This is a genomic window from Gammaproteobacteria bacterium (assembly GCA_029884425.1).
Classification (GTDB): Bacteria; Pseudomonadota; Gammaproteobacteria; order S012-40; family S012-40; genus JAOUHV01.
Map to the genome: position 1 here is coordinate 1 of JAOUHV010000041.1, position 26,935 is coordinate 26,935.

Genomic DNA, 26,935 nt, shown 5'->3' on the forward strand with positions numbered 1-26,935 from the left:
GCAGGTAAGAGAAAACCGCCAGGCCGATGCGCTCCTGGGGGCGGGCGTGCTGATAGGTTTGGGCCCATAGTTCGATGACCTGCGGGCGATCGCCGTCGTCCAGCAGCGGCATGGACTGCGGCATGGTCTGGCCTGCCAGGGTCAGGATGGGCTGCCATTGTTGGCGGATGTGCTCGTCTATGTGCATGGGTGGTCGCCGATTGTCGTTTAGAACCAATAAAAGCAATTATTTTGCCAGTGAATCTTGCTGATAAAATGACCGTGATGGCCGATGAACGTGCTTGGGCACGAGTGAGGTTTGGTTATGTCCGGTTGTGGTTGTGAAGTGGAAGTAAAGCCCGGCGAGCAGAGTCGAGTTTTGTGGTGGTTGCTGGCGATAAACGGTGTGATGTTTGTTGTTGAACTGGGCGTGGGGCTGTGGGCGGATTCCAGTGGGTTGGTGGCCGACTCGCTGGATATGCTGGCCGACGCAGCGGTGTACGGGGTAGCGCTGTATGCCGTGGCGCAGAGTGCACGTCATAAGGCCAGCGCGGCGATGCTCAGCGGCGTGTTGCAGATTTTGCTGGCGATGGGAGTGCTGCTGGATGTGCTGCGGCGATTTTGGGTGGGCAGCGAGCCGGTGTCTGAGGTGATGATGCTGATGGCGTCGGTGGCGCTCATGGCCAATCTGGTCTGTCTGAGGTTGATCCACAAGCACCGTCACGGCGAAGTGCACATGCGCGCTTCATGGATTTTCTCGGCCAACGATGTGATCGCCAACGCGGGAGTTATTCTGGCTGGGGTGCTGGTGTGGTGGCTGAATTCGGCGCTGCCGGACCTGTTTATCGGTCTGGCTATCGCCGTGCTGGTGTTGCGCGGTGGTCTGGTGATCGTACGCGAAGCGCGGCAGAGTGCTCAGGGCAGTGGCTGCTGTAGCGGTTGATTTGCGCTATAATCGCCGGTTTTTCACACACAGAACATTGCGAGATTGCAGATGAGCACAGCGAACAAGCCTCTGGTGGGCGTGATTATGGGGTCCACTTCCGATTGGGAGACCATGAGTCTGGCGGTGGAGAACCTGGAAAAGCTGGGGATTCCCTACGAAACAGAGGTGGTTTCGGCTCATCGTACCCCGGACAAGCTGTTCAGCTACGCCGAATCCGCCGAGGGGCGTGGCATCGAGGTGATCATTGCCGGTGCCGGTGGCGCGGCCCACCTGCCGGGCATGGTTGCGGCCAAGACTGCCTTGCCGGTGCTGGGCGTGCCGGTGCAGTCCAAGGCACTCAATGGCATGGATTCGCTGTTGTCCATCGTGCAGATGCCGGCCGGCATTCCGGTGGCAACATTGGCGATTGGCAAGGCCGGAGCTGCTAATGCTGGCCTGCTCGCTGCCTCCATTTTGGGCAACAAGTACCCCCAATTCCGCAAGGCGCTGCATGCCTTCCGTCAGGAGCAGACGGATAAAGTGCTGGCCAATTCCGATCCGAGGAAAGCGTAAGTTATGGTTATCGGCATTATCGGTGGGGGCCAGCTGGCGCGCATGCTGGCGTTGGCCGGTTATCCGCTGGGACTGAAATTCATTGTGCTCGAACCGGCAGCCGATGCCTGTGCTGCGCCGGTGGCAGAGCAACTGCGGGGCGATTATGACGACGAGACGCTGTTGGCCGAGCTGGCGTCGCGCTGCGACGTGGTTACCTATGAATTTGAAAATGTACCCGCACGTGCGGTAGAGCTGTTGATAGGCAAGGTGCCGGTGTATCCGCCACCGGAAGCGCTGGCGACGGCACAAGACCGATTGTTTGAGAAAACGCTGTGCCGGGATTTGGGCATAGCCACTGCGCCGTTTGCGCCAGTGAATTCGCTGCAGGAATTGCAGGACGCGATGACGACGATCGGTTATCCGGCGATTCTCAAAACCCGGCGCGAAGGCTATGACGGCAAAGGTCAGGTGGTGTTGCGCAACCGTGATGATTTGAGCAAAGCCTGGAAGCAGCTTCGCGGCGTTGCGGCGATTGTTGAAGGTTTTGTTGCCTTTGATCGAGAGATATCGGTAATTGCTGCTCGCAGTGTCAGCGGTGAGCTGAAGGTGTACGATCTGGCCGAAAATATTCACAAGGATGGCATTTTGCGTTTGTCGCAGGCGCGCGAAAATGACCCGTTACAAGCCAAGGCCAGACAGATCGTCGGCGATTTGATGGACAAGCTGGAATACGTTGGCGTGATCGGTCTGGAGTTGTTCCAGTGCGGCGACGAACTTATTGTCAATGAATTCGCGCCTCGAGTGCATAACTCCGGCCACTGGACACAAAACGGCGCACTGACCTGCCAGTTTGAAAATCATTTACGTGCGATTTTGAATTGGCCGCTGGGCGCGACCGATCTTAAGGGGCGCGCGGCGATGGTGAATTTGATTGGCGACATGCCGGTCAGCCAGGATGTATTGCGTCACTCGCATGCCCATTTGCATGATTATGGTAAGGAACCACGCGCGGGACGCAAACTCGGTCATATTAATCTGTGTGCCAGTGATGAAACGCTGTATGCAGAACAGTTGCAGGCACTGCGCAAACTGGCTGGTGAAATCTAATTTCCACAGCAAAAAATGAATCATAAAGAACCGGCGAAAGCCGGTTTTTTTTGGGGTAAATGTTGGGCATACATGGTAAATGTTCCGGTAATTTCTCTGGGCTAGTGGCCGACAAACAGAAAGGCGCTGTATCCCCGTTTGAACGGTAACCGGTACTTTCCTAGCAATGAAAAAAAACATCAAGGATTTGAGGAATAGGGAATGAGGCAAATATTCTCCCTTAAATTTATTTTGCCACTAGTGATGTTGTTGCTGACATCGCTGGTGTTAGCCGCATTCTATGTGCGCTCAAATGGGGTGATGGCTGACATTGTTGCGGAAAGAATGCGGGTACAGCATGAAAACACCATGCGTTTTTTGCAGCGTCAAACCCAGGCGGGGACGGATGCTGGGAATATCGGTGAACTAAAAAAATTGGCAGCCAGTTTTGTGGAAAATGATGTGGCATCCTGGTTGGTCGTGGTTGATGGTCGGGGCGAGGTTCTTGTTGACTCGATTGATGCAGATCAAAAAGCGCAACGTTCGTCTAACTCCAGTTGGGATGCAGCCTTGGCTGCCAAAGCAGCGGCAGATGATTCCATTATCGTTCGTATTGCGGATGATGTTGCCTGGGTGGACGGTTACGCCAGTCTTTGTTCATCTACCAGCATTTTTTTGGCAGGCGAGTGTGGGTTTGTATTCTATCGCATGAATATTAACGGTTTCCTAGATGTCGGCATGGGAGCCTTGCGAAAACTGTTGTTCGAAGAAGTTGTTACGCTATTTTTGGCTGGGGTGGCACTGCTTATGGTGATTCATTTCCTGATTACTCGCCGTGTTCGTTCGTTGATTGATGTGATGACACAGTTTACTTATGGCGATCGATCGATAAGGACAAAATGTTGGGGAAAAGATGAATTGCGAAACTTGGGTGAATCAATCAATGGAATGCTGGATGTGATTGTCCGGGAGGAGCAGTTTGGTGTGGAGCGGCAGCGACGGTTAGATGCGCTGTTCGATACGATTACCGATGCCGTTGTTGTTGCGAATCACGAGGGAACCATCGTGCAGATCAATCCGGCGATGGTGAAAATGTTTGGCTATGATGCGGCTGAACTGATTGGCGAAAATGTCAGTGTGTTGATGGCGGATAAATACGTGAATGCGCACGTGGAAAAAATGAAGAAATATGTGGATGGCCTTGAAGATGTTTCTATCTCTGCGGGCAGGCGATCAACGGGCAAGAGAAAAGACGGTGAAGAATTTTCCGTTGAAATTAGCGTTGGCGAGATGAAAATAAAAAATAATCCTATGTTCATCGGCTTGATTCGCGATGTTACAGATCGGAAATTCTTGGAAGATGCCTTGATTATGGCCAATGAAGCGTTGCTGTCGGCCAATGAACGGTTGGATGGTTTGGCGACTACCGATGGACTGACGGGGCTGGCAAATCGTCGCCAGTTTGATGAGTTGCTGGAAGAAGAAATTCGCCGTAACGCCAGAAAGGCAATGCCCATCAGTGTGTTGTTGTGTGATGTAGATTATTTCAAAAACTACAACGATTTTTACGGGCATCAAGCGGGGGATCATTGCTTGGTGGCGGTGGCCGAGGTGATGAGAAATGCATTCAAGCGGGCGGGAGAGCTGCCAGCGCGTTATGGTGGTGAAGAGTTTGCCGTTATTTTACCTGGTGAAGATTCGGCAGGAGCGGAAAGAATAGCGGAACATTTGATCGAGGAAATTCACAAGCGGGCTATTCCACATGAAAAATCCAGTGTTTCGCCGATGGTTACGCTGAGTGTTGGTTTGGCGACGGCGTATTTTAACGGCGAACAAGATATAATTTCGCCCGAGGCGTTGTTGAAAAAAGCCGATGAAGGCTTGTATGTCGCCAAGCAGCAAGGTCGCAATCGGGTGATCGTTGGTGGCACGGTCAAGTCCAAGGCGGCGTAGTTCTCACCTCTATTTTTCCTCTGAAAATTGTCGTTCGCATTGATTTGTCGATCAATGCGGTGACGCTGTTTGATCGCCAGGCGAGGGCGGATTCCAGCATAGCTGAATAGGGTCGCAGGGCCAGCCACTGCGGCGCTTGAGTATATCCAGTTGCGCACCCTGTCGAGTTGGACGAACCTTGATGCGTAAGGTGGCGAGCGAGCGTTTATCGTGTTGTTGCGGATGCAGCAGCACGGCCAGGGTGTTGCCCTGTTCGGCTGCCAGTTGCAGGCGGCGCAATTGGTGTTCGTCAATTTGCCCGGGCCAGGCGAGGACCGCACTGCAGGTGCCGCTGCGCAAGGCCTGTTCGGTTACGGACAGGCGAGCACGGTGGGTTTGCGGGTGGACCAGCAGTATGCGTGAAAGGTCGACGCCATGACTGGCCAGTGTCGGTCCGTGAAGCGGATATGGTGGTGTAATCAGGGCGATCCAGCGACCCTGCTGGCTTAAGCTGGCCAGGCTGTGAATGAGCAGCCGCATCGCACTGTGGCTGTCACGATCAACCAGTAACTCTGTCAGCGCCCCCAGCGGAAAGCCGCCGGCCAGCAACTGATCCAGCGGTTCGAAACCGCTGGCAATGACTTGTCGCGAAAGTGGCGGCTGGCTGGGCTTACGGTAGTGTGGACGGTCATCGATCAGATTGTTCAGGCTCATGAGTACTCCTTGTCTTCGCAGGGGTGAGAAGCGTTGGCTGTGTCAGATCGTGACTGGCGCAATGCGTTACCGTACACAGCAATCTGTTTTTATAAACAGCACTGTTTATTTGTACAGCTTAATTTTGAACGATGCAAGTGGGGGAATAAAAAAAGGCCCGTGCGGGCCTTTTTTGTGGGCGGGAGTTCGCGCTAAACGGCGATGCCGACTTCCAGGGCCTCGAACCAGTCGAGGAAGCGCTGGACATCGTCACCACGGTAAATCCGGCCATGCTGCGGTGCCATGATGTCGATATCAAGTTCGCGAACGCGGCGTATCCAGTCGTTTTTGGCGCGATTGGAGGGCATCCAGCGTTGATGGAACATTTTCATTTTCGGAATTTGTTCCTGGAAGTTTTCGACAAACATCGGCGCGCCATCGGGTTCCAGTGAGGCGCCGACGTCACCGCTCATCAGAATCTTGGCTACGGGGTCATAAACGTGGAAGTTACCGGACGCATGCACGTAGTGGGCGGGAATGAAGCGCAATTCTTTGCCGCCGATGTGAATGCTGCCGCCGTCGTCCGCGATCGGGCAGTAGGTGACGTGGCTGGAACCAAAGTGGCGAACAAAGCCTTCCCAGATCCAGGGGAGATGCAATTTGGCGTGCGGCAGGGCATTGTCCCACAGCCCCAGTGACGAAATGATGTCCGGGTCCTGGTGCGACGCAAAAATGTCAGTGATGCCTTCCAGTGGAATGAAGTTGAGGATGGCCGTCAGCATCGGTGAAAATAATTCGATACCGCCTGGGTCAAGCAAAATGGCCTGACCATTGGCGATGATCATGTACTGATTGGTATCGATGATTTTGTCCACTTTTTGTGGATCACGGCCAAACACGACCCATTGATGTCCTTTTTCATACAGGGGCGTCGCTTTTAGCATGGGAGAGCTCCGTTAGTTGAGTTGTAAAAAAACTCTGGACAGGCGCGATTGGCAGCGCTGCACCCGACCTTTGATTTGGTCGGTTTCAGTCAGCAGATTTTCTGCGACGACTTCCAGGTTTTGACGATAATCCTTGGCGCGTGATGCCTCGACCCGGGAGGTGTTGGAAATCACTTGCGCCGCTTTTACTTTTTGTTCGATTTCTGACAGCAGTAATCCTAGGTGGCGCGCATGTTTCTTAATGATGTAGCGCTGTTGCTGGACATTTTCATCAATTTTGTGGGCGATGCCGCCCAGCTCATCGCGGTAACGAATAGGCTGATCGCTGAGAAACACGCTGTCGATACGCCGCTTGGCTTCCTGGGTGCGGCTGTGTGCTGAGGCGATGCGGGTGATTTCCAGTGCTTCGCGACTGATTTTTTCGACCAGCCCCATGATGTCGGTCGCCATTTCGTTGATGAAATCGGTAATGGGCTGAAAACCACGCGCCTGATTCCCTGCTCGGGCAGCAATAGCCTTCGCATTTTTTACGCCAACGGAAATGTGTTTGGCGATGCGTGATACTTCGTTGAGGTCAGCTGAGATGCTGGCCGCACTGATTAGCAAACTCTCTGACGCGACATTTTTGCTCATAGTCATATTAGAACCACGGATGATTGATGGGTAAGAAAGCGATTTGTATGCCAGACATGGTTTAATCCGTACCTTTCATCGGTAAATCAAAGTAAAAAATACTGTTGTTTTGCGGATTGATCTCGCAGCCGATTTCGCCACCCATCATGTGTGCCAGTTGCCGGCTGATGCTGATGGAGAGTCCGATGCCATCCTGGCGAGTGCTGGGCGGTATTGAGTAATCTACAGGAGCGAACAGTTGGGCCAGGATGTTTTTGTCCACGTGCTGTTCCTGGTCAAGGAACTCGATGCGGCCGCAATTGTTTTGTTGGATGACTCGAATGGTAATGATGTTGCCGGGACGACTGTATCGGGCGGCGCTGCGCAACAGATTGTTCATGATCTGGTAAAAACGTTCGGCATCCACTGTCAGGCGCAGAGGTTGTGCAGGCGGCTGTAATTGGAAATGGACACGGTAATTGTCAGCGTAGCTGTTGCTGTTTAGCAGCGCGGTTGCACACAGTTCCTGGGAGTCATGCGTCTGCAGATTCAATGAAATGCTGCCGGCCTCTATGTGTTGCAGGTCAACAATGTCGTTAATCAGTTGCATCATTCGCTCGCTATTGCGCAGTGAAATGTCGAGGATTTGCCTGACGTTTTCCGGTAGATCTTTGATGGTCGGGGCATTGTTGAGCAGTCGCAGCGAGCCGTAGATAGAGGTCATGGGGGTGCGCAATTCATGACTGATGGTGGATGCAAAATCGCAGGAGGGGGAGCGCGATGATGGTGGTGCCTGGATCATGATCTGGATCAGGCCGGCAAAAATAAACAGGTAGCCAAGCTGGAAGGCGATGACGTTGTCCAGCATGAGCCTGACTTTGGCGTTGTCGGCAAAAATGCCTGACTGATCGATGCCGATGTCGGAAGCGATGTGGCTTATTGTGCCGAGCAGGATGATTGCCCAGCCCAGTAGAATCCATTTCCAGCCACCTTGCGTTAGTCGTGCGCGCTGTTGGGCGATGAACAGTAAGCTGAGAAAAATAATGGTCACAACTACTGCTTGTGCCACCGCGCCGAAAAATTCCATACCGTGTCTATTGCCTGAGCCATTGGTTATTGCGATAAATCGGCAATAGCGCCCCAAAACTTAATGGGGCGCTGGCATGGCGGCATAAGATATTGACCTAATTAAAGGATTGATTTTATGGTGCTATTAACGTTTCGGCGGTGATTTTTGCTGTCAGCTTTTGTTGGCAGGTTGGGCAAAAAACGGTGCCGCTTTGGTCTAGATGGTTCAGATTGGGACTAAAGCACATGACGCAATCCAGTCGCTTGCAATGCTCCAGCCCATGGGTGTGACCCAGTTCGTGAAGCGCGAGTTTGAGCATGCGCGCTTCTAGTACGTCCGTTTGCGTGGTATGGCGTAGCCGATGTAGCGACATCATGGCGACATAGCCGGGCAGGTCCGCCAAGCCATAAACGCATTTGAGAATGTAGCGATAAATATCGTGGTTGATCACGCCTAGCACGCGGCTGCCGTGGCGTTCAAACTGACGCAGCGGCTCAAATAGTTTGTCAGCGATATATTGCTGGCGGCGCGGATTGAAGGCATTGGTCGGCAACGGCAATGTTGCGGCGATGTCGATTTGGTAATGATGCTTGCTGAGGTCTTCGGCCAACCGGTACAGCTCCGGGCCGTTCACCCCATCGTAAGGCACGATGGTGAGTTGCACGGCGATTCCCCTGTTGTAGTTATGGACATCCTTGACTGCTGCAATCCCCTTGCCGGGGATTGATAACAACTATAGTCGGGAATCCCGCCTCTGCCAGTCGATTCGATCAGGAGGAATATTTGGCCTGGCCGACCAGGCGCAGCGAGGGTGAGGCACCCCAGGGGGAATGCAGCAGCCAGTGGTTGAATTTGCTGACCGGTAGCGGCTGGCTCATGAAATATCCCTGAGCCAGATCGCACTTGTATTCGCGCAACAAATCCCAGGTTTCCTGATTTTCCACGCCTTCGGCGGTGACTTTCAGTCCCAGGTCGTGTGCCATGTCGATGGTGGCGCGAACGATAACGCCGTCGTTTTCGTTGGTCAGCATTTCAGAAATAAAGGAACGATCGATCTTTATTTCGTCAATGGGCAAGCGTTTGATGTAGGACAGCGACGAATAACCGGTGCCGTAATCGTCAATGGAAATGTGCAGACCCATTTCGGACAGTTCGCGCAGAATGCGTTCGGCACGGGCGGGTTCTGCCATGATGGCGCTTTCGGTAATTTCTAACACCAGATTACTGGGCGATACCTGCCAGGCATGCATGATGGTGCGCAGCCTAGCGGGCAGTTGTACGTCATGCAGATTTCGCGCAGAAAGATTGAGTGCCACGCGGAAATGTTTTAGCTCCTGCTGCCACTGGGCGGTTTGGCGGATGGCCTTGTTCATCACCAGATTGGTCAGCGGATGGATCAGGCCGGTTTGTTCGGCCACGGGGATAAAGTTCATTGGCGAAATCAGGCCGCGCTCAGGATGGTTCCAGCGAACCAGGGCTTCAGCGCCGCAGATGGCGCGGGTATTGAGGTCAATTTTGGGCTGGTAATACAGTTCCAGGTCGCCGTTCTCGATGGATTTATGCAGCTCGCCGCGCAGGGTGAGCTGGCTGACGCTGTTGGGGTCCATCTCGGGTTGGTAAATAACCAGATCTTTGCCGGTGCCCTTGGCAAGATACATGGCGACATCGGCGCGCTGAATCAGTTGGTCTGGTGTTTGTGCGTGCTGTGGGTACATGGCCAACCCCAGGCTGGCGGAGGTGTCCAGTGCGAAGCCTTGGAAATTATAGGGTAGCTCCAGCGCCTGCTGAATGCGCATGGCGGCAACCTGGGCTTCATCCAGGGTATTGGCATCGTTAATGATGATCGCAAATTCATCACCACCGACTCGGGCAATGGCGTCAACGTTGGGGGTGGTTTCTTTGAGGCGTCGGCTGATTTCGCGAATGACCAGATCTCCGCACTGATGGCCGAGGGTGTCGTTGATTTCCTTGAAACGGTTGATGTCCAGCAGTACCAGCGCAAACGGAGGGGCGCCGCGATTGACATCGTTAATGGCTTCGTGCAGTTTTTTCTCTAAATAGGGGCGGTTGGGCAAGTTGGTCAGCAGGTCATGGGTTGCCAAATGACGGATGGTGTCCGTGCCAAATTTGACTTGCTGCAGGGCCTCTTCTTTTTCTGACTCCAGGTGGCGAATGGTTTGCTCGGCATTGTCCAGTTGCTGCAGATTTTTTTGGATGCGGTGCAGCGGTGTGCGCCCATAAAAGTTGTAAATCAGCAGGCCGATGAGCATGCTCAGGGCCAGCATGAAACTAAGCTCAAATACCAGCGGTCTAACCGACTGGCTTACGTGTATGGTGGCGACCAGCTTGTGATTTTGGTTGAGCAGGCTTATTTCGCGGCTGATTTCCGGCGACAGGGGGTTGTGGCTGCTGCTGCGGTAAATCTCGCGTCCGGAAGCACTGCGCAGCACGATATGACTTTGGGTGGCTGGCAGGAGCGAGCGCTGTAATCGGGGGTCCTGTTCGGGCAGTTGCTCAAGGTTGACATCCTGCAACAGGATTTGACTGAAGCGAGCCTGGCTGTCCAGTTGCTGGCTTATATTGCGGAAGGACTGCAACCCGTAAGTCAGCGGCGGCGCCAGCAGCGCGATGGCGGCGATGGCAGCGATATAACGTTTTAGTGACGAACCTAATGCGGATACTTGAACTGTAGATAAGCTGTACTGCCCCACAAGCCTTCACCTGCAATGTTATAAGTGTGAGCAGCCCTAATTAATGTATTTTATATGGCTATTTACATTGGTGTTACAAAGGCTGCGCTTGGGCAGTTTGTCGTCCATGAGATAAAAACTTTAAATTTTTTATGTGGTTGCGCTAAATTTCTGGCAACGGAAAAAAGCCGGAAGCAGAACTTCCGGCTAAAAAAGCAGAACGGACTGAGGGAGGGAGGAGGGGTCCGTTCTGTACAAAGGTTATCGAATAGCCAGAATAAAGCTTTAGTGAATTTTGTGGGAATTGCCCTCTTGAAATTTAGCGAAATGGCCATATCCTACGTCTACGAACGGTTTTTTCATTAATGTAAGGAAAACGAAGCAATGAAACGCATTTTGTTGTTTGTACTCACTAACCTTGCGGTGATTTTGGTGGCGGGTATTACTCTGCGTCTGCTGGGAGTGGATTCTGTCCTCGATGAGCAGGGCGCAGGGCTGAATTTGAACAATCTGCTGATATTCGCGGCCGTGTTTGGCTTTGGTGGCTCGTTTGTGTCTTTGTTGTTGTCCAAGTGGACGGCAAAGAAAATGATGGGGGTGCACGTTATCGAGCAGCCTCGCAACCAGACCGAGCAGTGGCTGTTTGACATTGTGCGTCGTCAAGCCAAAGAAGCCGGCATTGGCATGCCCGAAGTGGGGATTTACGATTCTCCCGAGATTAACGCGTTTGCAACCGGTGCCAGTCGCAACAAGGCGCTGGTGGCGGTGAGCTCTGGTCTGCTGCGCAACATGACGCCCGATGAGGCCGAGGCGGTGCTGGGACACGAGGTGGCGCATGTGGCCAATGGCGACATGATTACCTTGGCGTTGATCCAGGGCGTGGTGAACACCTTCGTGATTTTCCTGGCGCGGGTGATTGGCCATACGGTGGACCGCGTGGTGTTCAAAAATGAAAACGGTCACGGCATCGCCTACTTTGTGACTTCATTCATTGCCGAGATGATTTTGGGCATTCTGGCCAGCGCGATCGTGATGTGGTTCAGCCGTCAGCGCGAGTTCCGGGCCGATGCCGGTGGTGCGCGTCTGGCTGGTCGGCAGAAGATGATTGCGGCGCTGGAGCGTTTACAGGCCGGTGCCAATCAGCCTTCGATGATGCCTGATCAGATGGCTGCGTTCGGCATAAACTCGGGTTTGGCTACCGGTTTGAAGAAAATGTTTACTTCTCACCCGCCATTGTCTGAACGCATTGCCGCGCTGCGTGCCGCAGGCTAATGTTGACCGAGGTCAGTAAAAAGGGAGCTTAGGCTCCCTTTTTTTATGTCAGATCGAACAGGGGCTGCTTGTACGGCTGGCCGCTGACTTCGCGCACAAGTCGTGGTACCAGATAGCCCGGCAATCGTTGTCGCAATTGTTCGATGAGCTGCAGGGCGTGCTGATCATCAACTTCAAAGTGCGCTGCGCCAGCGACTCTATCTAATTGGTGCAGGTAGTACGGTAAAACGCCCAGATCAAACAGGGTAGTGCTGAGCTGACACAGGCTGTCGGTGTTGTCGTTGATGCCTTTGAGCAGCACGGACTGGTTGAGCAGCTCAACCCCGGCACCTTTGAGGGCGCGGCAAGCGGTGGCGACCTCGTGGTTTAATTCCTGGGCGTGATTGCTGTGGATGACCATCACCACTTTGGCGTGAATCGAGTCCAGCCAGGTGAGTAGCGCCTCGTTGACCCGTTCGGGCAGCACCACCGGCAAGCGGCTGTGGATGCGCACATAGCGGATGTGCTCCAGTCGATTGAGCTGATCGGTGAGTGCCTGCAGGCGGGATTCGGTCAGTGTGAGCGGATCGCCGCCACTGAGGATGACTTCCTGCAGATCGGTTTGTTGTCGCAGCAGCGACACGGTGTCGTCCCAGCCATCGCGCGCGGCATTGGATTCTGCATACGGGTAATGGCGGCGAAAACAATAACGGCAGTGCACCGCACAAGCCCCGGTGGTGATGAGCAGGGTGCGGCCCTGGTATTTTTGCAGCACGCCGGCACGCTGTTCGGCGTGGTGGTCGCCCACCGGGTCGGTGCCGTAACCGGGCGGCGATTGCAGCTCCAGATGCAGCGGTAAAACCTGCAGCAGCAGCGGGTCATTGGCATCGCCTGGGTGCATGCGCTGCACAAACCCTTGCGGCACCCGCAGCGGGAATTGTGTGGCCGCCTGGCGGGCTGCCGCCAGCAGTGTGGCAGGCAGTTTTAACTGCTGCAGCAAGACCTGCGGATCACGAATGGCCTGTGCCAAAGATGTTTGCCAGGCAGGCTGCCCAGTCGGCTGAATTCGCGGTATGATATGCGACATTTTTTTGTGTGATGACAACGAGGACTTCCAGAAATTATGGCCACTTATAGCACAAATGAGTTCAAATCGGGCCTGAAAATTATGCTCGATGGCGACCCGTACAACATCGTTGAGAACGAATTCGTAAAGCCCGGCAAAGGTCAGGCGTTCAGCCGCGTCAGAGTGCGTAACCTCAAGAGCGGACGCGTGATTGATCGGACCTTCAAAAGTGGCGAAACGGTGGAAGCCGCAGATGTGGTTGACGTGGAGATGCAGTATCTCTACAGCGACGGTGAGTTCTGGCACTTTATGAATCCAGGCAGCTTTGAGCAGATTGGCGCCGATGCCGCCGCTGTTTCCGATTCGCTGAAGTGGTTGAAGGAGCAGGATACCTGCGTGGTGACCTTGTGGAACGGCGCGCCGATTGCCGTGACTCCGCCCAACTTCGTGATCCTGAAAGTGGTGGATACTGACCCCGGTCTGCGTGGTGATACTTCTGGTGGCGGCGGCAAGCCGGCAACCCTGGAAACCGGTGCCGTGGTACGCGTTCCCCTGTTCCTGGAGATCGGCGAAACGATTCGTGTTGATACCCGTAGCGGCGAATACGTAGGTCGCGCCAAGGAAGAATAATTCGGTGGTTTCCCCGGAACTGACCTCCCCTGCCCCAGGGGAGGACTGGCGACCGAACGCAAGTCTGGATGTTCTGCGCAAGCGAGCCCAATTCCTGCAATCGATTCGCAGTTTTTTTGCCACGCGCGACGTTCTGGAGGTGGAAACCCCCATCCTGTCGGCGGCCGGCAATACCTCTCCCCTGATTGACAGTTTTACCTGTCATTATCGTGGCCCGGCCCGGGCCGAAGGCCAGTGGCTGTATCTGCATACCTCACCCGAATTTCCCATGAAACGTTTGTTGGCATCGGGTAGCGGTCCTATCTATCAGATCTGCAAAGTGTTTCGGAATGGGGAGATGGGCGCACGGCATAACCCTGAATTCACCATGCTTGAGTGGTATCGCCCCCATTGGCACTATCATCAGTTGATGGACGAGGTTTCTGCCTTGGTCGAGACGGTGTGCGGCTTACCCGTTGCCGCCCGGATCAGCTACGCCGACGTGTTTGCGCAAGCCTTTGGTGTGGATGTGCATGTGGCCGATGTGAGGCAGTTGCGTCAGGTGGCGAGTCATCACGGGTTGGATGACGTAACTTGGGGTGATGAAAATATCGATTTTTGGCGCGATCTATTGATGAGCCATTTGATCGAGCCGACCTTGGGGCTGGCGGGACCGGTGTTTGTTTACGACTATCCTGCCTCCCAGGCGGCGCTGGCTCAGGTTCGTCAGGGTGAGCCGCCGCTAGCCGAGCGCTTTGAGTTGTACTGGCGCGGTGTTGAATTGGCCAACGGCTACCAGGAGTTGCTCGATGGTGATGGTCTGGCATTGCGCATGGATGATGAGCTGCAGATACGTCAGACATTGAAGCAGCCATCCATTCCTCGAGATGAACGGCTGCTGGCAGCGCAGCGGGCGGGTTTGCCGCCATGCGCGGGTGTGGCGCTGGGGGTAGATCGTCTGTTTATGTTGCAACAGGGTCTGCCGGATGTGGCCAGCGGGATCAGTTTTGCGTTCGAGCGGGCCTAGCTGGTTTGTCGAAAACTTTGACAGTGGCGAGGCGAAGTTGGGTATTTCGTTTTTATATTTGTGGAATATCAAATGGTTGCAGTTAATTTTAAAAGTGGTTTGGAAATTGCTTTGTTTTTGTCCAGTATTAAGGCGGGCCGGCAAGCGGTGAGTAACCACAATAAGCTTTCCGGCCAGATGACATTTTTCCCGAGGGGGCGTATCAATGGGCGTTGTTAACAGGGTGGAAAACCGCTGGAGTAAACGTCGTAGTTTGGAATTGAGTGTCGAAGTGATTGATCAAGGCATCACATTGGCTAAATCCCGGACCCGTGACTTGGGGCTGGGCGGGGTGTTTGTCGAGTGGGTAAATTTTCCCCTGGAAGAAAACTCGGTTGTGGATTTGTTGTTCAATCTGGATGATGCGGAAGGGCGGTCAAGCAAGCATCGCTTGCATGCCAAAGTCGTTCGCGTGGATGATGATGGCGTTGGTCTGAGCTTTCAGGATTTTGATACCTGCGCGTTTCGCGCGCTGCAAGCCCTGATTAACCAGCATCAAGGCGAAGCAGCGGCTATCGCTTAAAACAGCTTCAGTCGTTCAGCAGTTTGGGGTTGAACTCCGCCAGGGGTTCACCCATGCGAATGACATGTTCAGCGGTGATGTCTTTGGTCCAGTTCACCATGTTGGGGCCGAACAATACCACCACCGTTGAGCCCATGTTGAATCGGCCAATTTCCGCGCCCTTGGCAAACTGGTGTTGCTTGGCTAGGTAGTGCCAGCTTCGCACCTTGCTGCGGCTGGGTGGTGTGACTTCCCCGGCCCAGACGGTCTCAATGCTCGATACAAAAATTGCTCCTACCATCACAATCGCCATCGGCCCGTGCGCTGTATCAAAAATGCAGGCGACGCGTTCGTTGCGGGCGAACAATCTGGGTACTGCGCGAGTGGTGGCTGGATTGACGCTAAACAGCCGGCCTGGGATGTGAACCATCTCCTTTAGTGTCGCATCTACCGGAATGTGGATGCGGTGATAATCCTTGGGTGACAGATATATGGTGGCGAAGTGGCCGCCGACGAAGGGCATGGCGCGCTGGCGATCGCCGCCCAACAATTCATCCAGCGAAAAATAACGGCCCTTGGCCTGAAAAATATCCTGAATCGGTAGCGAGCCCGGTTGTGCGTGTTCACCGATCAGGCCGGCTTGGCTGACGGTGCCATCAACCGGGCTGACCAGCAACTGCCGGTCTGTGCTGATCGGGCGGGCATCCGGGCGCAACGAGCGGGTGAAAAAGTGATTGAAGCTGCGATACTCCAGCGGATTTTCGATTTCGGCCGTGCTCGTATCGATATCAAACTTTTTATAAATAAAACGAATGATCAGATTTTTCAGCCAGGGCGTCTCTTGACGTGCCAACCAATGCATGCCGCGAGACAGCAGGTGATGGGGAAGCAGGTATTGAGGAAGAGCCTTAACATAATCGGTTAGTTTGGCATCGGGTTTTGGGATGCCGAAAGGGAGTTGATGATTCATTGCTAGCCTTGTTTTATAGTTAGCCGGGTATTGTCCCACAACATGAACTATTTGAGTAGCAAGGTGAAAATGTGAGCGATCTGATTCGCCTGGCTGAGCAGTTGGGAGCGCGCCTGCAGCAGCGTGGCTGGATGCTGAGTGCGGCAGAATCCTGTACCGGCGGTTGGGTGGCGAAAGTGGTGACTGATGTTGCGGGTAGCTCAGGCTGGTTTGACCGTGGTTTTGTTACCTATAGCAACGATGCCAAGACCGAGATGCTGGGTGTGCCGGTGCGTGTTTTCAAAGAGCATGGTGCGGTGAGTGAGGCGTGCGTGCGGGCGATGGCGCTTGGGAGTCTGGCGCGGAGTCGTTCGCAGTTGGCGGTAGCCATCAGTGGCATTGCCGGGCCTGGTGGTGGTAGTGCGGAAAAACCAGTGGGTACGGTCTGGATGGCATGGGCGATTGCCGGACGCTGCGAGGCACTGAAGTGCCATTTTCCGGGAGAGCGAGAGCAGGTTCGACGCGCGGCGGTGGAGCAGGCGCTACGTGGACTACTTGCCTGCTGCGATTGGTGAGCGACGATTTGAATAAAAATTTTCGCTCATATTGAGCGGCGGGGCTTGCGTCACTTAACTGGTTGGATATACAGTATGTCAACTGGCGGTCAGCGGAACGGTGGCGCAGAGGTGGGTATTTGCTCTTGCCTTGGGTGGTGTGGTGGATAAAATCGCCGTAAGCTGAATCATTAAACGAATTTACAACGCGGGACACTGCAATGGACGACAACAAAAAACGCGCACTAAGTGCTGCCCTGGGGCAGATCGAAAAGCAATTTGGCAAGGGCTCGGTCATGCGCATGGGGGATGCCAGCGCGGTGCGTGACATCGAAGCTGTTTCCACCGGTTCGCTGGGCCTGGACGTAGCGCTAGGGATAGGCGGTCTGCCCAGAGGGCGGATTGTTGAAATCTATGGTCCTGAATCTTCAGGTAAAACCACGTTGACCCTGTCGGCTATCGCGCAGTGCCAAAAAATGGGTGGCACGGCGGCGTTCGTGGATGCCGAACATGCGCTGGATCCAATTTATGCGCAAAAGCTGGGAGTCAATATTGATGACCTGCTGGTGTCTCAGCCCGACACTGGCGAACAGGCGCTGGAAATTGCCGACATGCTGGTGCGTTCCGGGGCGGTGGATATTCTGGTTATCGACTCGGTCGCGGCGCTGACGCCCAAGGCAGAAATCGAAGGCGAAATGGGCGACACTCACGTTGGTTTGCAGGCGCGACTGATGTCGCAGGCACTGCGTAAGCTGACAGCCAATATCAAGCGGACCAACTGCTTGGTGATTTTTATCAACCAGATCCGGATGAAGATCGGTGTGATGTTCGGTAACCCCGAAACCACAACTGGCGGTAATGCACTGAAATTTTATGCCTCGGTGCGCCTGGATATTCGACGCACGGGCGCGATCAAAAAAGGCGAGGAAGTCGTGGGTAGCGAAACCCGTGTCAAGGTGGTCAAGAATAAAGTGGCCCCTCCGTTCAAGCAGGCAGAGTTTGAGATCCTGTATGGTGAGGGAATTTCGCTGCTGGGTGAGATCATTGACCTGGGGGTTAGTCAGGGTTTGATTGAGAAATCTGGCGCCTGGTATAGCTACAACGGTGAAAAAATCGGCCAGGGCAAGGAGAACGTACGCAATTTCCTGAAGGAAAAGCCAGAGATTGCTCAGGAGTTGGAAGCCAAGCTGCGGGTGCAGCTGCTGCCCAAAGGTACATCCGATGACGTTGTTGTCGTGGAAGATGGAGCGGAAGCCTGAGCCAGGTCGACGAGCTGGCTCAGTGTCGTGATGCGGCATTGCGGCTGCTAGCCCGACGGGACCATTCGTCGCTGGAGTTGCGTCAAAAGTTGCGGCAGCGTGGTTTTGCGCAGGAGGCCGTCGAACGGGCGCTGCTGCGGGTTGGCGAGCTGGAGTTGCAAAGCGATGAGCATTTTGCGTTCGCTTATGTGCGCAGTCGCGCTGCTCGGGGCTATGGGCCGCTGCGGATAGCGCAGGAGCTGGCGCAAAGAGGCGTGGAAAAACAGGTTTGTCTCCAGGCGCTGGCGCAAGGTGAGCTGGATTGGTTCGAGGCGGCGCGACGTGAGTGCCAAAAGCGATTTGGCGATTTGTTAACCGAGCGAGAGGTGCAGGCCAAGGCGTGGCGGTTTCTGCAGTATCGGGGATTTGACGCAGAACAGACGAAATATGCGCTGAAAATCTGATGGATGCCGATTAAATCTGTGGATGTTTGGTGTCGTTCGCGTGTTACAATATTGCGCCCTTAGTTCCGGACTAAGGGCGTTTTTTATTCAGGCGAACGAAAGAATTTATGAAAACATCGGAGCTGAGACAGAGTTTTCTCGACTATTTCCGCAAACAGGAACACAAGCCGATTCCTAGCAGCTCGCTAGTTCCAGGCAATGACCCTACCCTGTTGTTCACCAATGCTGGCATGGTGCAGTTCAAGGACTGTTTCCTGGGGCGTGAAGATCGCGGTTATTATCGCGCCGCCTCTGCTCAGCGCTGCGTGCGCGCCGGTGGCAAGCACAACGACCTGGAAAATGTCGGTTACACCGCGCGTCACCACACCTTTTTTGAAATGCTGGGTAACTTCAGCTTTGGCGATTACTTCAAGCGCGAAGCCATTCAGTTCGCCTGGAATTACTTGACGAAAGAGTTGAAGCTGCCCAAGGAACGCTTGTGGGTCACCGTTTTTGACGAAGATCAGGAAGCGGCGGATATCTGGATCAAGGAAATGGGGATAGACCCCACGCGCTTTTCCCGCATCGGTGCCAAAGATAACTTTTGGGCCATGGGTGACACGGGTCCTTGCGGTCCTTGTACCGAAATTTTTTATGACCACGGCCCAAGTATCCCCGGTGGTCCGCCCGGCTCGCCCGACGAAGACGGCGATCGTTACATCGAAATCTGGAATCTGGTGTTCATGCAGTATGACCGTTCCAAGGACGGTACGCTGACACCGCTACCCAAACCCTCGGTGGATACCGGTATGGGATTGGAACGCATCGCGGCAGTGATGCAGGGTGTGCACAGCAACTACGAAATCGATTTGTTCCAAGGGCTGATTGCCGCCGCTGCCAAAGCGGTGGGCGTGAAAGCAGAAGGCCAGAGCAGTCTGAATGTCATCGCTGACCATATTCGTTCTTGCGCGTTCCTGATTGCTGACGGCGTTGTGCCCTCCAATGAGGGGCGTGGCTACGTGCTGCGTCGCATCATTCGTCGCGCTGCACGCCACGGCTATGAGTTGGGGCAGAAGAAGCCGTTTTTCCACACGCTGGTTGCCGAGTTGTGCAAGCAGATGGGGGATGCCTATCCAGAACTGGTCGCGGCCCGCGCCAATGTGGAGAAAGTGCTGCGCCTGGAAGAAGAGCGCTTTGCCGAAACGCTGGAGCAGGGGATGAAAATCCTGGATGAGGCGATTGCTGCGCTGGCTGGTGGTAAGCAGTTGCTCGGCGAAACCGCATTCAAACTCTATGACACCTATGGTTTTCCTATCGATCTGACGCAGGACATTTGCCATGTGCGCGGCTTGAGCGTGGACATGGCGGGTTTTGATCGCGCCATGGAGGAACAGCGCCAGCGTGCGCGTGCAGCAAGTAATTTTGGTATCGATTACGGCGCAGGCTTGAATTTGGAAGGTGAAACCACATTTACTGGTTATCAACACATTGCCGGCGAGTCCAAGGTCGAGTCGTTGTATGTGGAAGGCAAGCCAGTTAAGCAGGTTGCCGCGGGCGATCAAGCGCTGGTGATTTTGACCAGTACGCCGTTCTACGCGGAGTCTGGTGGCCAGGTGGGCGACAGCGGTTTTCTGCTGAACGACACGGCGCTGCTGGAAGTGGTGGATACGCAGAAGCAAGGTGGCGTAATTACGCATCTGGTGAAAGTAGAGAAAGGCGGCGTTAAGGCCGGTGATTCGCTGATTGCCGAAGTGGATGCCAATAGCCGTGCGGCAACCAATCGCAACCACTCTGCGACTCATTTGCTGCATGCGGCATTGCGCCAGGTTCTGGGTGAGCACGTGAGTCAAAAGGGCTCGCTCAATGATCCTGAGCGTCTGCGCTTTGACTTCTCCCACGGCGAGGCGGTGACTGCTGAGCAGTTGGCCGAGGTCGAGGCCCTGGTGAACGAACAAATTCGCGCCAATCTGGCGGTGAATGCTGAACTAATGGACATGGATTCCGCCAAAAAGCGCGGTGCTATGGCCCTGTTTGGCGAAAAATATGGCAGTGAAGTGCGCGTGTTGAGCATGGGCGAATTTTCACTGGAGTTGTGCGGCGGTACCCACGTGCAGCGCACCGGTGATATTGGCTTGTTCCGCATTGTTTCCGAGGCGGGTGTGGCCGCCGGTGTACGCCGTATCGAAGCGGTGACGGGTGAGGGCGCGATGGCCTATGTGGCAGCGCTTGATCAAACCCTGGCCGAAGTGGCGCAAATCGTCAAGGGCGGTCGTGACAACGTTGTGCAAAAAGTACGTCAATTGGCGGACAAGGCTCGCGGTTTGGAAAAAGAGCTGGAGCAGCTTAAGGCTAAACTAGCCAGCGCAGCTGGCGGTGACTTGGCGTCCAGTGCCAAGGATGTGGGTGGCATCAAGGTCGTGGCCGCACGGCTGGATGGCGCCGATGTCAAAGCCCTGCGTGACACGGTAGACCAGCTGAAGAACAAGTTGGGCAAATCCGCGGTGGTGTTGGGATCGGTCGAAGATGGCAAAGTGCGACTGATCGCCGGCGTATCCAAGGATGCCATGGATCGCGTCAAGGCTGGCGAATTGGTCAACCACGTGGCCGAACAGGTCGGTGGTCGGGGCGGTGGTCGCCCAGACATGGCCCAGGCCGGCGGTGACAATCCAGCGGCGCTTTCCGCAGCGCTGGAGTCGGTTTTTGCGTTTGTTTCTGATAAACTAGTCTAATAGCCCATAAGTACTATTAGTGTTTTGTTTTTTGGCAGAATGATGTTTAATCCCTGCCCTTTGAGCATGTAGGCGGATATGGCGTTAATTGTTCAAAAATACGGCGGCACATCGGTTGGTTCGGTGCCGCGCATTGAGAATGTGGCCAAAAAGGTTGCGGCGTATCGTGACCAGGGCCATGATGTGGTGGTCGTGGTTTCGGCAATGAGCGGTGAGACTAACCGTTTGATTGCATTAGCAAAAGAAATTGAAGATCAGCCGTCCTCGCGTGAGCTGGACGTGCTGGTGGCCACTGGCGAGCAGGTGACTATTGCCCTGTTGAGCATGGCGCTGCACAAGCTGGGCAAAGACGCCCGCTCCTATACGGGAGCGCAGGTATCCATCGTGACCGATGATGCCTACAGCAAGGCACGCATTGTCAGCATAGACGACAAGCGTATTCGCGCCGACTTGGCTGAGGGCCGGGTGGTGGTGGTCGCGGGTTTCCAGGGTGTGGACGAGCAGGGCAATATCACTACGCTGGGCCGTGGAGGCTCTGATACCACCGGCGTGGCATTGGCTGCCGCACTCAAAGCGGATGAATGTCAGATTTATACTGACGTGGATGGCGTGTACACCACCGATCCACGGGTAGTGCCCGAGGCGCGTCGCCTTGATCGCATTTCTTATGAAGAAATGTTGGAGATGGCCAGCCTGGGGGCGAAGGTATTACAAATTCGCTCGGTAGAATTTGCGAGCAAGTACAACGTGCCCCTGCGCGTGCTGTCGTCGTTTGACGATGCCGGAGGGACTTTGATCACTTCTGAGGATGAAGTAATGGAACAAGCGCTGATTTCTGGTGTGGCGTTCAATCGTGACGAAGCCAAATTGACGGTGATGGGAGTGCCTGACCAACCCGGCGTGGCGTACAAAATACTTGGCCCGATCGGCAAGGCCAATATTGAAATCGACATGATTATTCAGAACACTGGCGCGGATGGCTTGACTGACTTCACCTTCACCGTGCATCGCAACGATTACAACAAGGCGATGAGTGTGCTGAAGCAGACCGCTGAAGTGCTGGGTGCGCGCGAAGTTTCCGGCGATGCCAAAATTGTGAAAATTTCGCTGGTGGGTGTAGGTATGCGTTCACACGCGGGTATTGCCAGCACCATGTTCGAAGCGCTGGCCGCCGAAGGTATTAATATCAAAATGATCTCAACCTCTGAAATCAAGATTTCTGTGGTTGTTGATGAGAAGTACCTCGAGCTTGGAGTGCGCGCATTGCACTCCGCGTTCAAATTGGACCAGGCTGCGGCTAAATAGCCGCGACTGGTTTGTCAGCGGGCCCGCCCCTGCTGATGAAAAAATTCCCCGTGGTACGGGCGCAGCGTACCGCATGCCAAGGATGGCACGCGTAATCAGAATTGCTTGTTGGCGATAATGAGTTTGGATCAAGGCGAGTGCTTATCCCTTGTTTTCATTGCGTAAAGTAAAGGTGTTTAGGGACGATACACAGGGGTGAGGAAAGGTGAAAAGTAGTCGCCTAAGCATCTGATTGTAAAGGAGAAGTTGTAATGTTGATTCTAACTCGGCGTGTTGGTGAAACGCTGATAATTGGTGACGATGTTACCGTTACGGTACTAGGCGTCAAAGGCAATCAGGTACGTATTGGTGTCAATGCACCCAAGAATGTTTCTGTGCACCGCGAAGAAATTTATGAGCGTATTCAGCGCGAAAAAACCGGTGATGAAGTAAATCGAGATATCGCGGGATAATTTTGATCTGTGTTGATCAGTAGGGGCGTAAGTCGACAGACTTATTGGGGGGGCCCCTCACACACCCGACAAAGCGCGTTCCAAACCTCGTAGTTGTTCAATAAACCTTCGAAAAGATTCGCATTTTAAAAAAAGAGTTCACTATTGACTGTCATTTTGGCAGAATAGGCGCCACTTGTTTTGAGTATGGAGAGCTGGCCGAGAGGCCGAAGGCGCACCCCTGCTAAGGGTGTATAGGGGAAACCCTATCGAGGGTTCGAATCCCTCGCTCTCCGCCATATTTGCAAAAAAAGGAACCTCCAAGGTTCCTTTTTTCGTTTTTGCCGCCCCGGATTTGGGGTTGAAAATCGGACTAGAGCAAACTCTGAGCGATTGGCAGAAATACGTTGAAAATCGTTGATATGTGCTTGACAGGTAAGGCGAAGGTATTCATAATTCGCACCCACAACGCGCTCGTAGCTCAGCTGGATAGAGTACCTGGCTACGAACCAGGCGGTCGCACGTTCGAATCGTGCCGAGCGCGCCATATAAGATAAAGGCCCACCAGAAATGGTGGGCCTTTATTATTTTCAGCCTACCGAACTCGTGGCCTTTGCCAATACGCTATCTAGCGCCACTCAATCCGCAGCCCGGTACTCTGGTGCCAGATGGGTATCTACACACCACCTCTAAGATTTAAGTCAGCCAGTACCATTAGATCCTACAGGCGGGTTTCATTCACCTCGATCCGATGGTTGTCATGCATTTCTTTTGGCAGGTATAGCAAAAGTGATCGAAGAAGAAAGTTAGTATTTTTACCAACACTACTAAGTGAACGCTGGTAAAAATACTGGGGGCAGGTCACCACAAGAATTCATGTGGCCTCAATATTTAAATCCCGTTCAGAGGCTATCTAAAAGGCCCTGAATCTCGGATTTGAGTATTTCCTTGCCAATAGTTCTGATCCGTCAGATGAGCTTTGAAAGCTCGTAGTTGAGTCGGTTGGTGTCCACCGGCTTGTGCATGATTGTCAGTCCCAGGAGGCTTGGGTGGTCGGCGATGGAAACCTTGAGATCGCCTGTTATTAATATGGCCTTGAGAGTTGTCTCCATATAGAGATTTAACTGGATCAAGGCCGCATCGCCTTTCTCGTTGTCTCTTAGTCGATAATCAACGATCACTATGTCCGGAAGGATTCCTTCATCATCCATTAATTTTAGAGCTTCTTCTCCTGATTCTGCTGTGAAAATTGTTCCCCTCCAGCCCTCCAGCAGCAGGCGCATGCTACTCAGGATTGATGTGTCATCGTCAATGACCAATACAATTTTTCCGTCAAGCAGTGATTCATTGAGTGTCGGATCGCTTTTGGTCTGGATGCTGGCGATGGATTTGGGTATTGATATGGAGAAACAGGATCCTTTTCCTGGAATTGAGTTTACTTTGACGCCGTGGTTGAGGAGTTTTGATAGGCGGCTGACAATTGAAAGCCCCAGCCCGACTCCCTTTTCTCGATCGCGTTCCGGGTTGCTGATTTGATAAAACTCATCAAATATTTTTTCGAGGTGCTTGCTTGAAATTCCAATGCCGGTATCAAGAATCTGTATTTCGTAGTGGTCTTGCCGGTGTCTGACACCAACAACCACTTTTCCGTGGTTAGTGTACTGTATGGCGTTGAATACCAGATTTCGGATCATTCGTTCCAATTGTGTCGGATCGCTGTTGGTGCGGATGTGTTTCGGGTGAATAATTTTTAGCTCAACCCCTTTGCTTTCTGACAGCGCCTGGTACTCTGCATGTATGTTTTTGAATATTTCGTCCAGAAAAAAATCACATCTGGAAATTCTGATGTTTTCCGAGTCGATGCTGGAGAGATCAAGGAGAGAGTCCAGCATCGCTCTTAGTGCCTTTACTGATATCTTTATCTCATGGTTTAACTTGTTCTGTTCGCTTGGTCCGAGATTTTTTCCAAGTTGGCTGACGAATATGCCGAGCGCATGAAGCGGTTGTCTCAGGTCGTGACTGGCGGCCGCCAGAAATCGTGACTTGGAGAGGGTGGCGTTTTCTGCTTCCTGCTTCTCTTTTTTCAGTTGTTCAACAAGCTCTTCGTTCTTTATGGACAATGAAATGGATTTGTTGATGTATTTCCCGTATCCCCTGTAGGCAATGACGCATGTTACCAACCATATGGGGAACAGATATCCGAAAAAACGGAGTTCACTGTGGTCGCTGTTAATGGAGTGGAATGAAGATAACAGTATCAGCGGGGTGTAGTACAAGGGCGATATCTGATAAACCACCGAGTAGATCAGTGCTCCGCCCACGATAAAAAGGGACATCAATGTCTGTATCGAAATGTTGACGATGACGTTATCAGTAGATATGAAATATGGCAGCGATCCATACAGAATGCCTGTTGATAATGCAATCATGGCTGATGCGATGAGCCACCGTACATCGTTTGGGCTGTCAGATTTTGATCGGCGGTATTTCGCTATTACTAGCCCGGTATTGGCGATGTAGATAAGTCCTGCCCAAATAATAGTGCCACGATATTCAATCCCGACCGAGTATATGTATAACACGATGGCAATTGAGCCGAAGTAGTTTGACAGTATTGCAATTTTGTATGTGTCATAGAGAACATCAAGGCTGTTCTTCCAGAAGAAATCACCTTTTGAGTCTTTCAGGTATTTGTCCAAAAAGTGGCTTGTCGGAGATGGGGCGTCACTCTGTCTGGTTGTTTGCAACATGGTTAAGCTAAGCCCTCAATGTTTTGATTATATGACATTTGTCATATGTTGTATGTCGTATATGACTGGTGCGGTTTGTGTGTCACTGTTAGCAAACGTCAAGAAGTTTTCATTTTCCGGCGTGTCGGTCACAAGATCAATAGCGCGAGCATGAAACATTAATCTGTCGCCATCTGATTTTTTGAGAATTGGAATACGTATTGTTTGTTGATGCTGCCTATGGTTTGGTGAGATAGCCATAGGTCACAACTGAGATGATCGACAGGATTTGTTTCACAATGCTGTCTGTTGTCGTACGTAAAAGTTTTTTGGGGCCGCCAGTCAATCACTGGTGGAGTGTTGTATCGATTCGGATTGGGCGTCTATTCGTTTACGTTTAGCCCATAAGTATTGAGAGTATCGCAATGAAAAAAATTGGATTATACACCGCAATAGCCATAAGCATGGCTGTAACAATGAGTGCCAACGCCGCCTTGATTGACCGTGGCAATGGCATGATCTATGACTCGGATCAAAATCTCACCTGGTTGCAGGATGCCAACTACGCCAAGACATCTGGTTACGACGCCAATGGTCGTATGGACTGGGATGCGGCCATTACTTGGGCCAGCAATCTAGTGTTTGGTGGTTACGACGATTGGCGTTTGCCGGGCGTTATCGATACTGGAGCCTCTGGTTGTAACTGGGCTTACAGCGGCACTGATTGCGGCTACAACGTCGACACCGCCAGCTCGGAAATGGCATACATGTATCACGTCAATCTGGGGATCAAGTCCTATTACAACGAAGAAGGCAGTCTCGATCCCACCGGAGGAATCTTCGGTAATGGGACGTATGGTGGTCAGGGCAATGTCGGGCTGATCAACAATCTTCAATCTGGTTTCTATTGGTCGGGTACCGAGTACATGCCCTCTGGCGAGAGAGCGTGGTACTTCTCTACCGGTTATGGCTATCAGGAGATCGGAGGCAAGACTAATAGTTTGTATGCTTGGGCTGTTCGCGATGGCGATGTTGTCACCGTACCTGCACCCGGCGTGTTGGTCTTGATGGCGTTAGGATTGGTGGGGATGTCCGCTGCGCGGCGACGTTGCCGAGTAAACGTAAAATAATCGTAAGGGTTGCGAGGTTGGGAGCGTACTGTTATTCGGTATATTCCGGGAAATGACTGTTTTGTCTATATGTGTGTACATCCAGGCGGTCGCACGTTCGAATCGTGCCGAGCGCGCCCTATATGAGAAAGCCCTGCAAGAAACTGCGGGGCTTTTTTTTGGTGGGGGCTGAAAAAACGGTGAATTTGCCGGGTATGGATGCGCTGGCGTTAGAGGGGGGGTAATCGAGGTCGTGCCGCATCATCGTTTGCCGTGTGTATTTATTGTCGTAAGGTTTTGACGGAACAGATCGATATAACCTTGAAGCGTACTGCGTTTTTATGTAGTGGTCTAATAAAACCGGACACCATTTTAGGTGGTAAAATTGCCACCCTGAACGAGGTGTTCCATGAAAAAACAGCGTCGAACCTTTACGACAGAATTTAAGCATGATGCCGCTGCCCTGGTT

The 26,935-nt window shown here is 53.1% G+C and carries 26 protein-coding genes and 2 tRNA genes; 17 read left to right on the top strand and 11 right to left on the bottom strand.

Annotated elements, in window-relative coordinates:
* Positions 1-187: hypothetical protein (locus OEW58_10605; protein ID MDH5301800.1), on the bottom strand; the 187-nt coding region annotated here is incomplete at its 3' end.
* A gap of 117 nt (positions 188-304) precedes the next feature.
* On the opposite strand from OEW58_10605, the gene OEW58_10610 reads away from it, so the two are divergent.
* The 4 genes from OEW58_10610 to OEW58_10625 all read left to right on the top strand — a co-directional run bounded on the left by OEW58_10610 (position 305) and on the right by OEW58_10625 (position 4,498).
* A complete protein-coding gene (locus OEW58_10610) occupies positions 305-922 on the top strand; it encodes a cation transporter (GenBank protein MDH5301801.1) in 618 nt (205 codons plus the stop codon).
* Positions 923-973: 51 nt separating this feature from the next.
* On the top strand, positions 974-1,477 hold the full coding sequence (gene purE / locus OEW58_10615; GenBank protein MDH5301802.1) for a 5-(carboxyamino)imidazole ribonucleotide mutase: 504 nt from the start codon (positions 974-976) through the stop codon (positions 1,475-1,477).
* Between the two features lie 3 nt (positions 1,478-1,480).
* On the top strand, positions 1,481-2,566 hold the full coding sequence (locus tag OEW58_10620) for a 5-(carboxyamino)imidazole ribonucleotide synthase (protein ID MDH5301803.1): 1,086 nt from the start codon (positions 1,481-1,483) through the stop codon (positions 2,564-2,566).
* 201 nt (positions 2,567-2,767) lie between these two features.
* Positions 2,768-4,498 (top strand): diguanylate cyclase, encoded by a 1,731-nt coding sequence (locus tag OEW58_10625; protein MDH5301804.1) that lies wholly within the window; start codon positions 2,768-2,770, stop codon positions 4,496-4,498.
* Positions 4,499-4,549: 51 nt separating this feature from the next.
* Here the strand turns inward: OEW58_10625 and imuA are convergent, their stop codons facing one another.
* From imuA to OEW58_10655, 6 genes are all read right to left on the bottom strand, one after another.
* A complete protein-coding gene (gene imuA, locus OEW58_10630) occupies positions 4,550-5,191 on the bottom strand; it encodes a translesion DNA synthesis-associated protein ImuA (GenBank protein ID MDH5301805.1) in 642 nt (213 codons plus the stop codon).
* A 191-nt stretch (positions 5,192-5,382) separates the two neighbouring features.
* Positions 5,383-6,114 (bottom strand): FprA family A-type flavoprotein, encoded by a 732-nt coding sequence (locus OEW58_10635; GenBank protein MDH5301806.1) that lies wholly within the window; start codon positions 6,112-6,114, stop codon positions 5,383-5,385.
* Positions 6,115-6,126: 12 nt separating this feature from the next.
* Positions 6,127-6,753, bottom strand: coding sequence for a hypothetical protein (locus tag OEW58_10640; protein ID MDH5301807.1), 627 nt, complete (start codon positions 6,751-6,753; stop codon positions 6,127-6,129).
* 55 nt (positions 6,754-6,808) lie between these two features.
* The gene (locus tag OEW58_10645) at positions 6,809-7,813 is read right to left on the bottom strand and encodes a HAMP domain-containing histidine kinase (protein ID MDH5301808.1); all 1,005 of its coding nucleotides are present in this window, start codon (positions 7,811-7,813) and stop codon (positions 6,809-6,811) included.
* Between the two features lie 115 nt (positions 7,814-7,928).
* Positions 7,929-8,459 carry a hypothetical protein gene (locus OEW58_10650; GenBank protein ID MDH5301809.1) on the bottom strand — a complete coding sequence of 177 codons (531 nt, stop codon included), beginning with the start codon at positions 8,457-8,459 and terminating at the stop codon, positions 7,929-7,931.
* 106 nt (positions 8,460-8,565) lie between these two features.
* Positions 8,566-10,506: an EAL domain-containing protein gene (locus OEW58_10655; GenBank protein MDH5301810.1), complete on the bottom strand. Its 1,941-nt coding sequence runs from the start codon at positions 10,504-10,506 to the stop codon at positions 8,566-8,568.
* Positions 10,507-10,869: 363 nt separating this feature from the next.
* On the opposite strand from OEW58_10655, the gene htpX reads away from it, so the two are divergent.
* Positions 10,870-11,757 carry a protease HtpX gene (gene htpX, locus OEW58_10660; GenBank protein MDH5301811.1) on the top strand — a complete coding sequence of 296 codons (888 nt, stop codon included), beginning with the start codon at positions 10,870-10,872 and terminating at the stop codon, positions 11,755-11,757.
* Between the two features lie 43 nt (positions 11,758-11,800).
* On the opposite strand, the gene epmB is transcribed toward htpX, so the two are convergent.
* Positions 11,801-12,823: an EF-P beta-lysylation protein EpmB gene (epmB, locus tag OEW58_10665; GenBank protein ID MDH5301812.1), complete on the bottom strand. Its 1,023-nt coding sequence runs from the start codon at positions 12,821-12,823 to the stop codon at positions 11,801-11,803.
* Between the two features lie 36 nt (positions 12,824-12,859).
* Here epmB and efp point away from each other — a divergent pair, with 36 nt between their 5' ends.
* From efp to OEW58_10680, 3 genes are all read left to right on the top strand, one after another.
* Complete coding sequence (gene efp / locus OEW58_10670) at positions 12,860-13,432, top strand: elongation factor P (protein ID MDH5301813.1); 573 nt, start codon at positions 12,860-12,862, stop codon at positions 13,430-13,432.
* 4 nt (positions 13,433-13,436) lie between these two features.
* The gene (epmA, locus tag OEW58_10675; protein MDH5301814.1) at positions 13,437-14,438 is read left to right on the top strand and encodes an EF-P lysine aminoacylase EpmA; all 1,002 of its coding nucleotides are present in this window, start codon (positions 13,437-13,439) and stop codon (positions 14,436-14,438) included.
* A 205-nt stretch (positions 14,439-14,643) separates the two neighbouring features.
* Positions 14,644-15,000: a PilZ domain-containing protein gene (locus OEW58_10680; GenBank protein ID MDH5301815.1), complete on the top strand. Its 357-nt coding sequence runs from the start codon at positions 14,644-14,646 to the stop codon at positions 14,998-15,000.
* Positions 15,001-15,007: 7 nt separating this feature from the next.
* On the opposite strand, the gene asd is transcribed toward OEW58_10680, so the two are convergent.
* Entirely contained in the window at positions 15,008-15,949 is a 942-nt protein-coding gene (asd, locus tag OEW58_10685) for an archaetidylserine decarboxylase (GenBank protein MDH5301816.1), read from the bottom strand.
* 71 nt (positions 15,950-16,020) lie between these two features.
* Here asd and OEW58_10690 point away from each other — a divergent pair, with 71 nt between their 5' ends.
* The 8 genes from OEW58_10690 (at position 16,021) to OEW58_10725 (ending at position 23,175) form a co-directional block, all read left to right on the top strand.
* Entirely contained in the window at positions 16,021-16,503 is a 483-nt protein-coding gene (locus OEW58_10690) for a nicotinamide-nucleotide amidohydrolase family protein (protein ID MDH5301817.1), read from the top strand.
* Between the two features lie 200 nt (positions 16,504-16,703).
* Positions 16,704-17,741: a recombinase RecA gene (gene recA / locus OEW58_10695; GenBank protein ID MDH5301818.1), complete on the top strand. Its 1,038-nt coding sequence runs from the start codon at positions 16,704-16,706 to the stop codon at positions 17,739-17,741.
* A 38-nt stretch (positions 17,742-17,779) separates the two neighbouring features.
* The gene (locus OEW58_10700) at positions 17,780-18,184 is read left to right on the top strand and encodes a recombination regulator RecX (protein MDH5301819.1); all 405 of its coding nucleotides are present in this window, start codon (positions 17,780-17,782) and stop codon (positions 18,182-18,184) included.
* A gap of 107 nt (positions 18,185-18,291) precedes the next feature.
* Complete coding sequence (gene alaS / locus OEW58_10705; GenBank protein MDH5301820.1) at positions 18,292-20,892, top strand: alanine--tRNA ligase; 2,601 nt, start codon at positions 18,292-18,294, stop codon at positions 20,890-20,892.
* Between the two features lie 78 nt (positions 20,893-20,970).
* Positions 20,971-22,197 (top strand): aspartate kinase, encoded by a 1,227-nt coding sequence (locus OEW58_10710; GenBank protein MDH5301821.1) that lies wholly within the window; start codon positions 20,971-20,973, stop codon positions 22,195-22,197.
* Positions 22,198-22,448: 251 nt separating this feature from the next.
* The gene (csrA, locus tag OEW58_10715) at positions 22,449-22,649 is read left to right on the top strand and encodes a carbon storage regulator CsrA (protein ID MDH5301822.1); all 201 of its coding nucleotides are present in this window, start codon (positions 22,449-22,451) and stop codon (positions 22,647-22,649) included.
* Between the two features lie 188 nt (positions 22,650-22,837).
* Positions 22,838-22,927: transfer RNA gene (locus tag OEW58_10720), tRNA-Ser, on the top strand.
* A gap of 171 nt (positions 22,928-23,098) precedes the next feature.
* Positions 23,099-23,175 (top strand) — tRNA-Arg (locus tag OEW58_10725).
* A gap of 421 nt (positions 23,176-23,596) precedes the next feature.
* Here OEW58_10725 and OEW58_10730 read toward each other — a convergent pair.
* The gene (locus OEW58_10730) at positions 23,597-25,327 is read right to left on the bottom strand and encodes an ATP-binding protein (protein MDH5301823.1); all 1,731 of its coding nucleotides are present in this window, start codon (positions 25,325-25,327) and stop codon (positions 23,597-23,599) included.
* A 506-nt stretch (positions 25,328-25,833) separates the two neighbouring features.
* Here OEW58_10730 and OEW58_10735 point away from each other — a divergent pair.
* Positions 25,834-26,487 (top strand): PEP-CTERM sorting domain-containing protein, encoded by a 654-nt coding sequence (locus tag OEW58_10735; GenBank protein MDH5301824.1) that lies wholly within the window; start codon positions 25,834-25,836, stop codon positions 26,485-26,487.
* A gap of 118 nt (positions 26,488-26,605) precedes the next feature.
* Here the strand turns inward: OEW58_10735 and OEW58_10740 are convergent.
* The coding region (locus OEW58_10740; protein MDH5301825.1) for a hypothetical protein at positions 26,606-26,935 on the bottom strand (330 nt) is incomplete at its 5' end.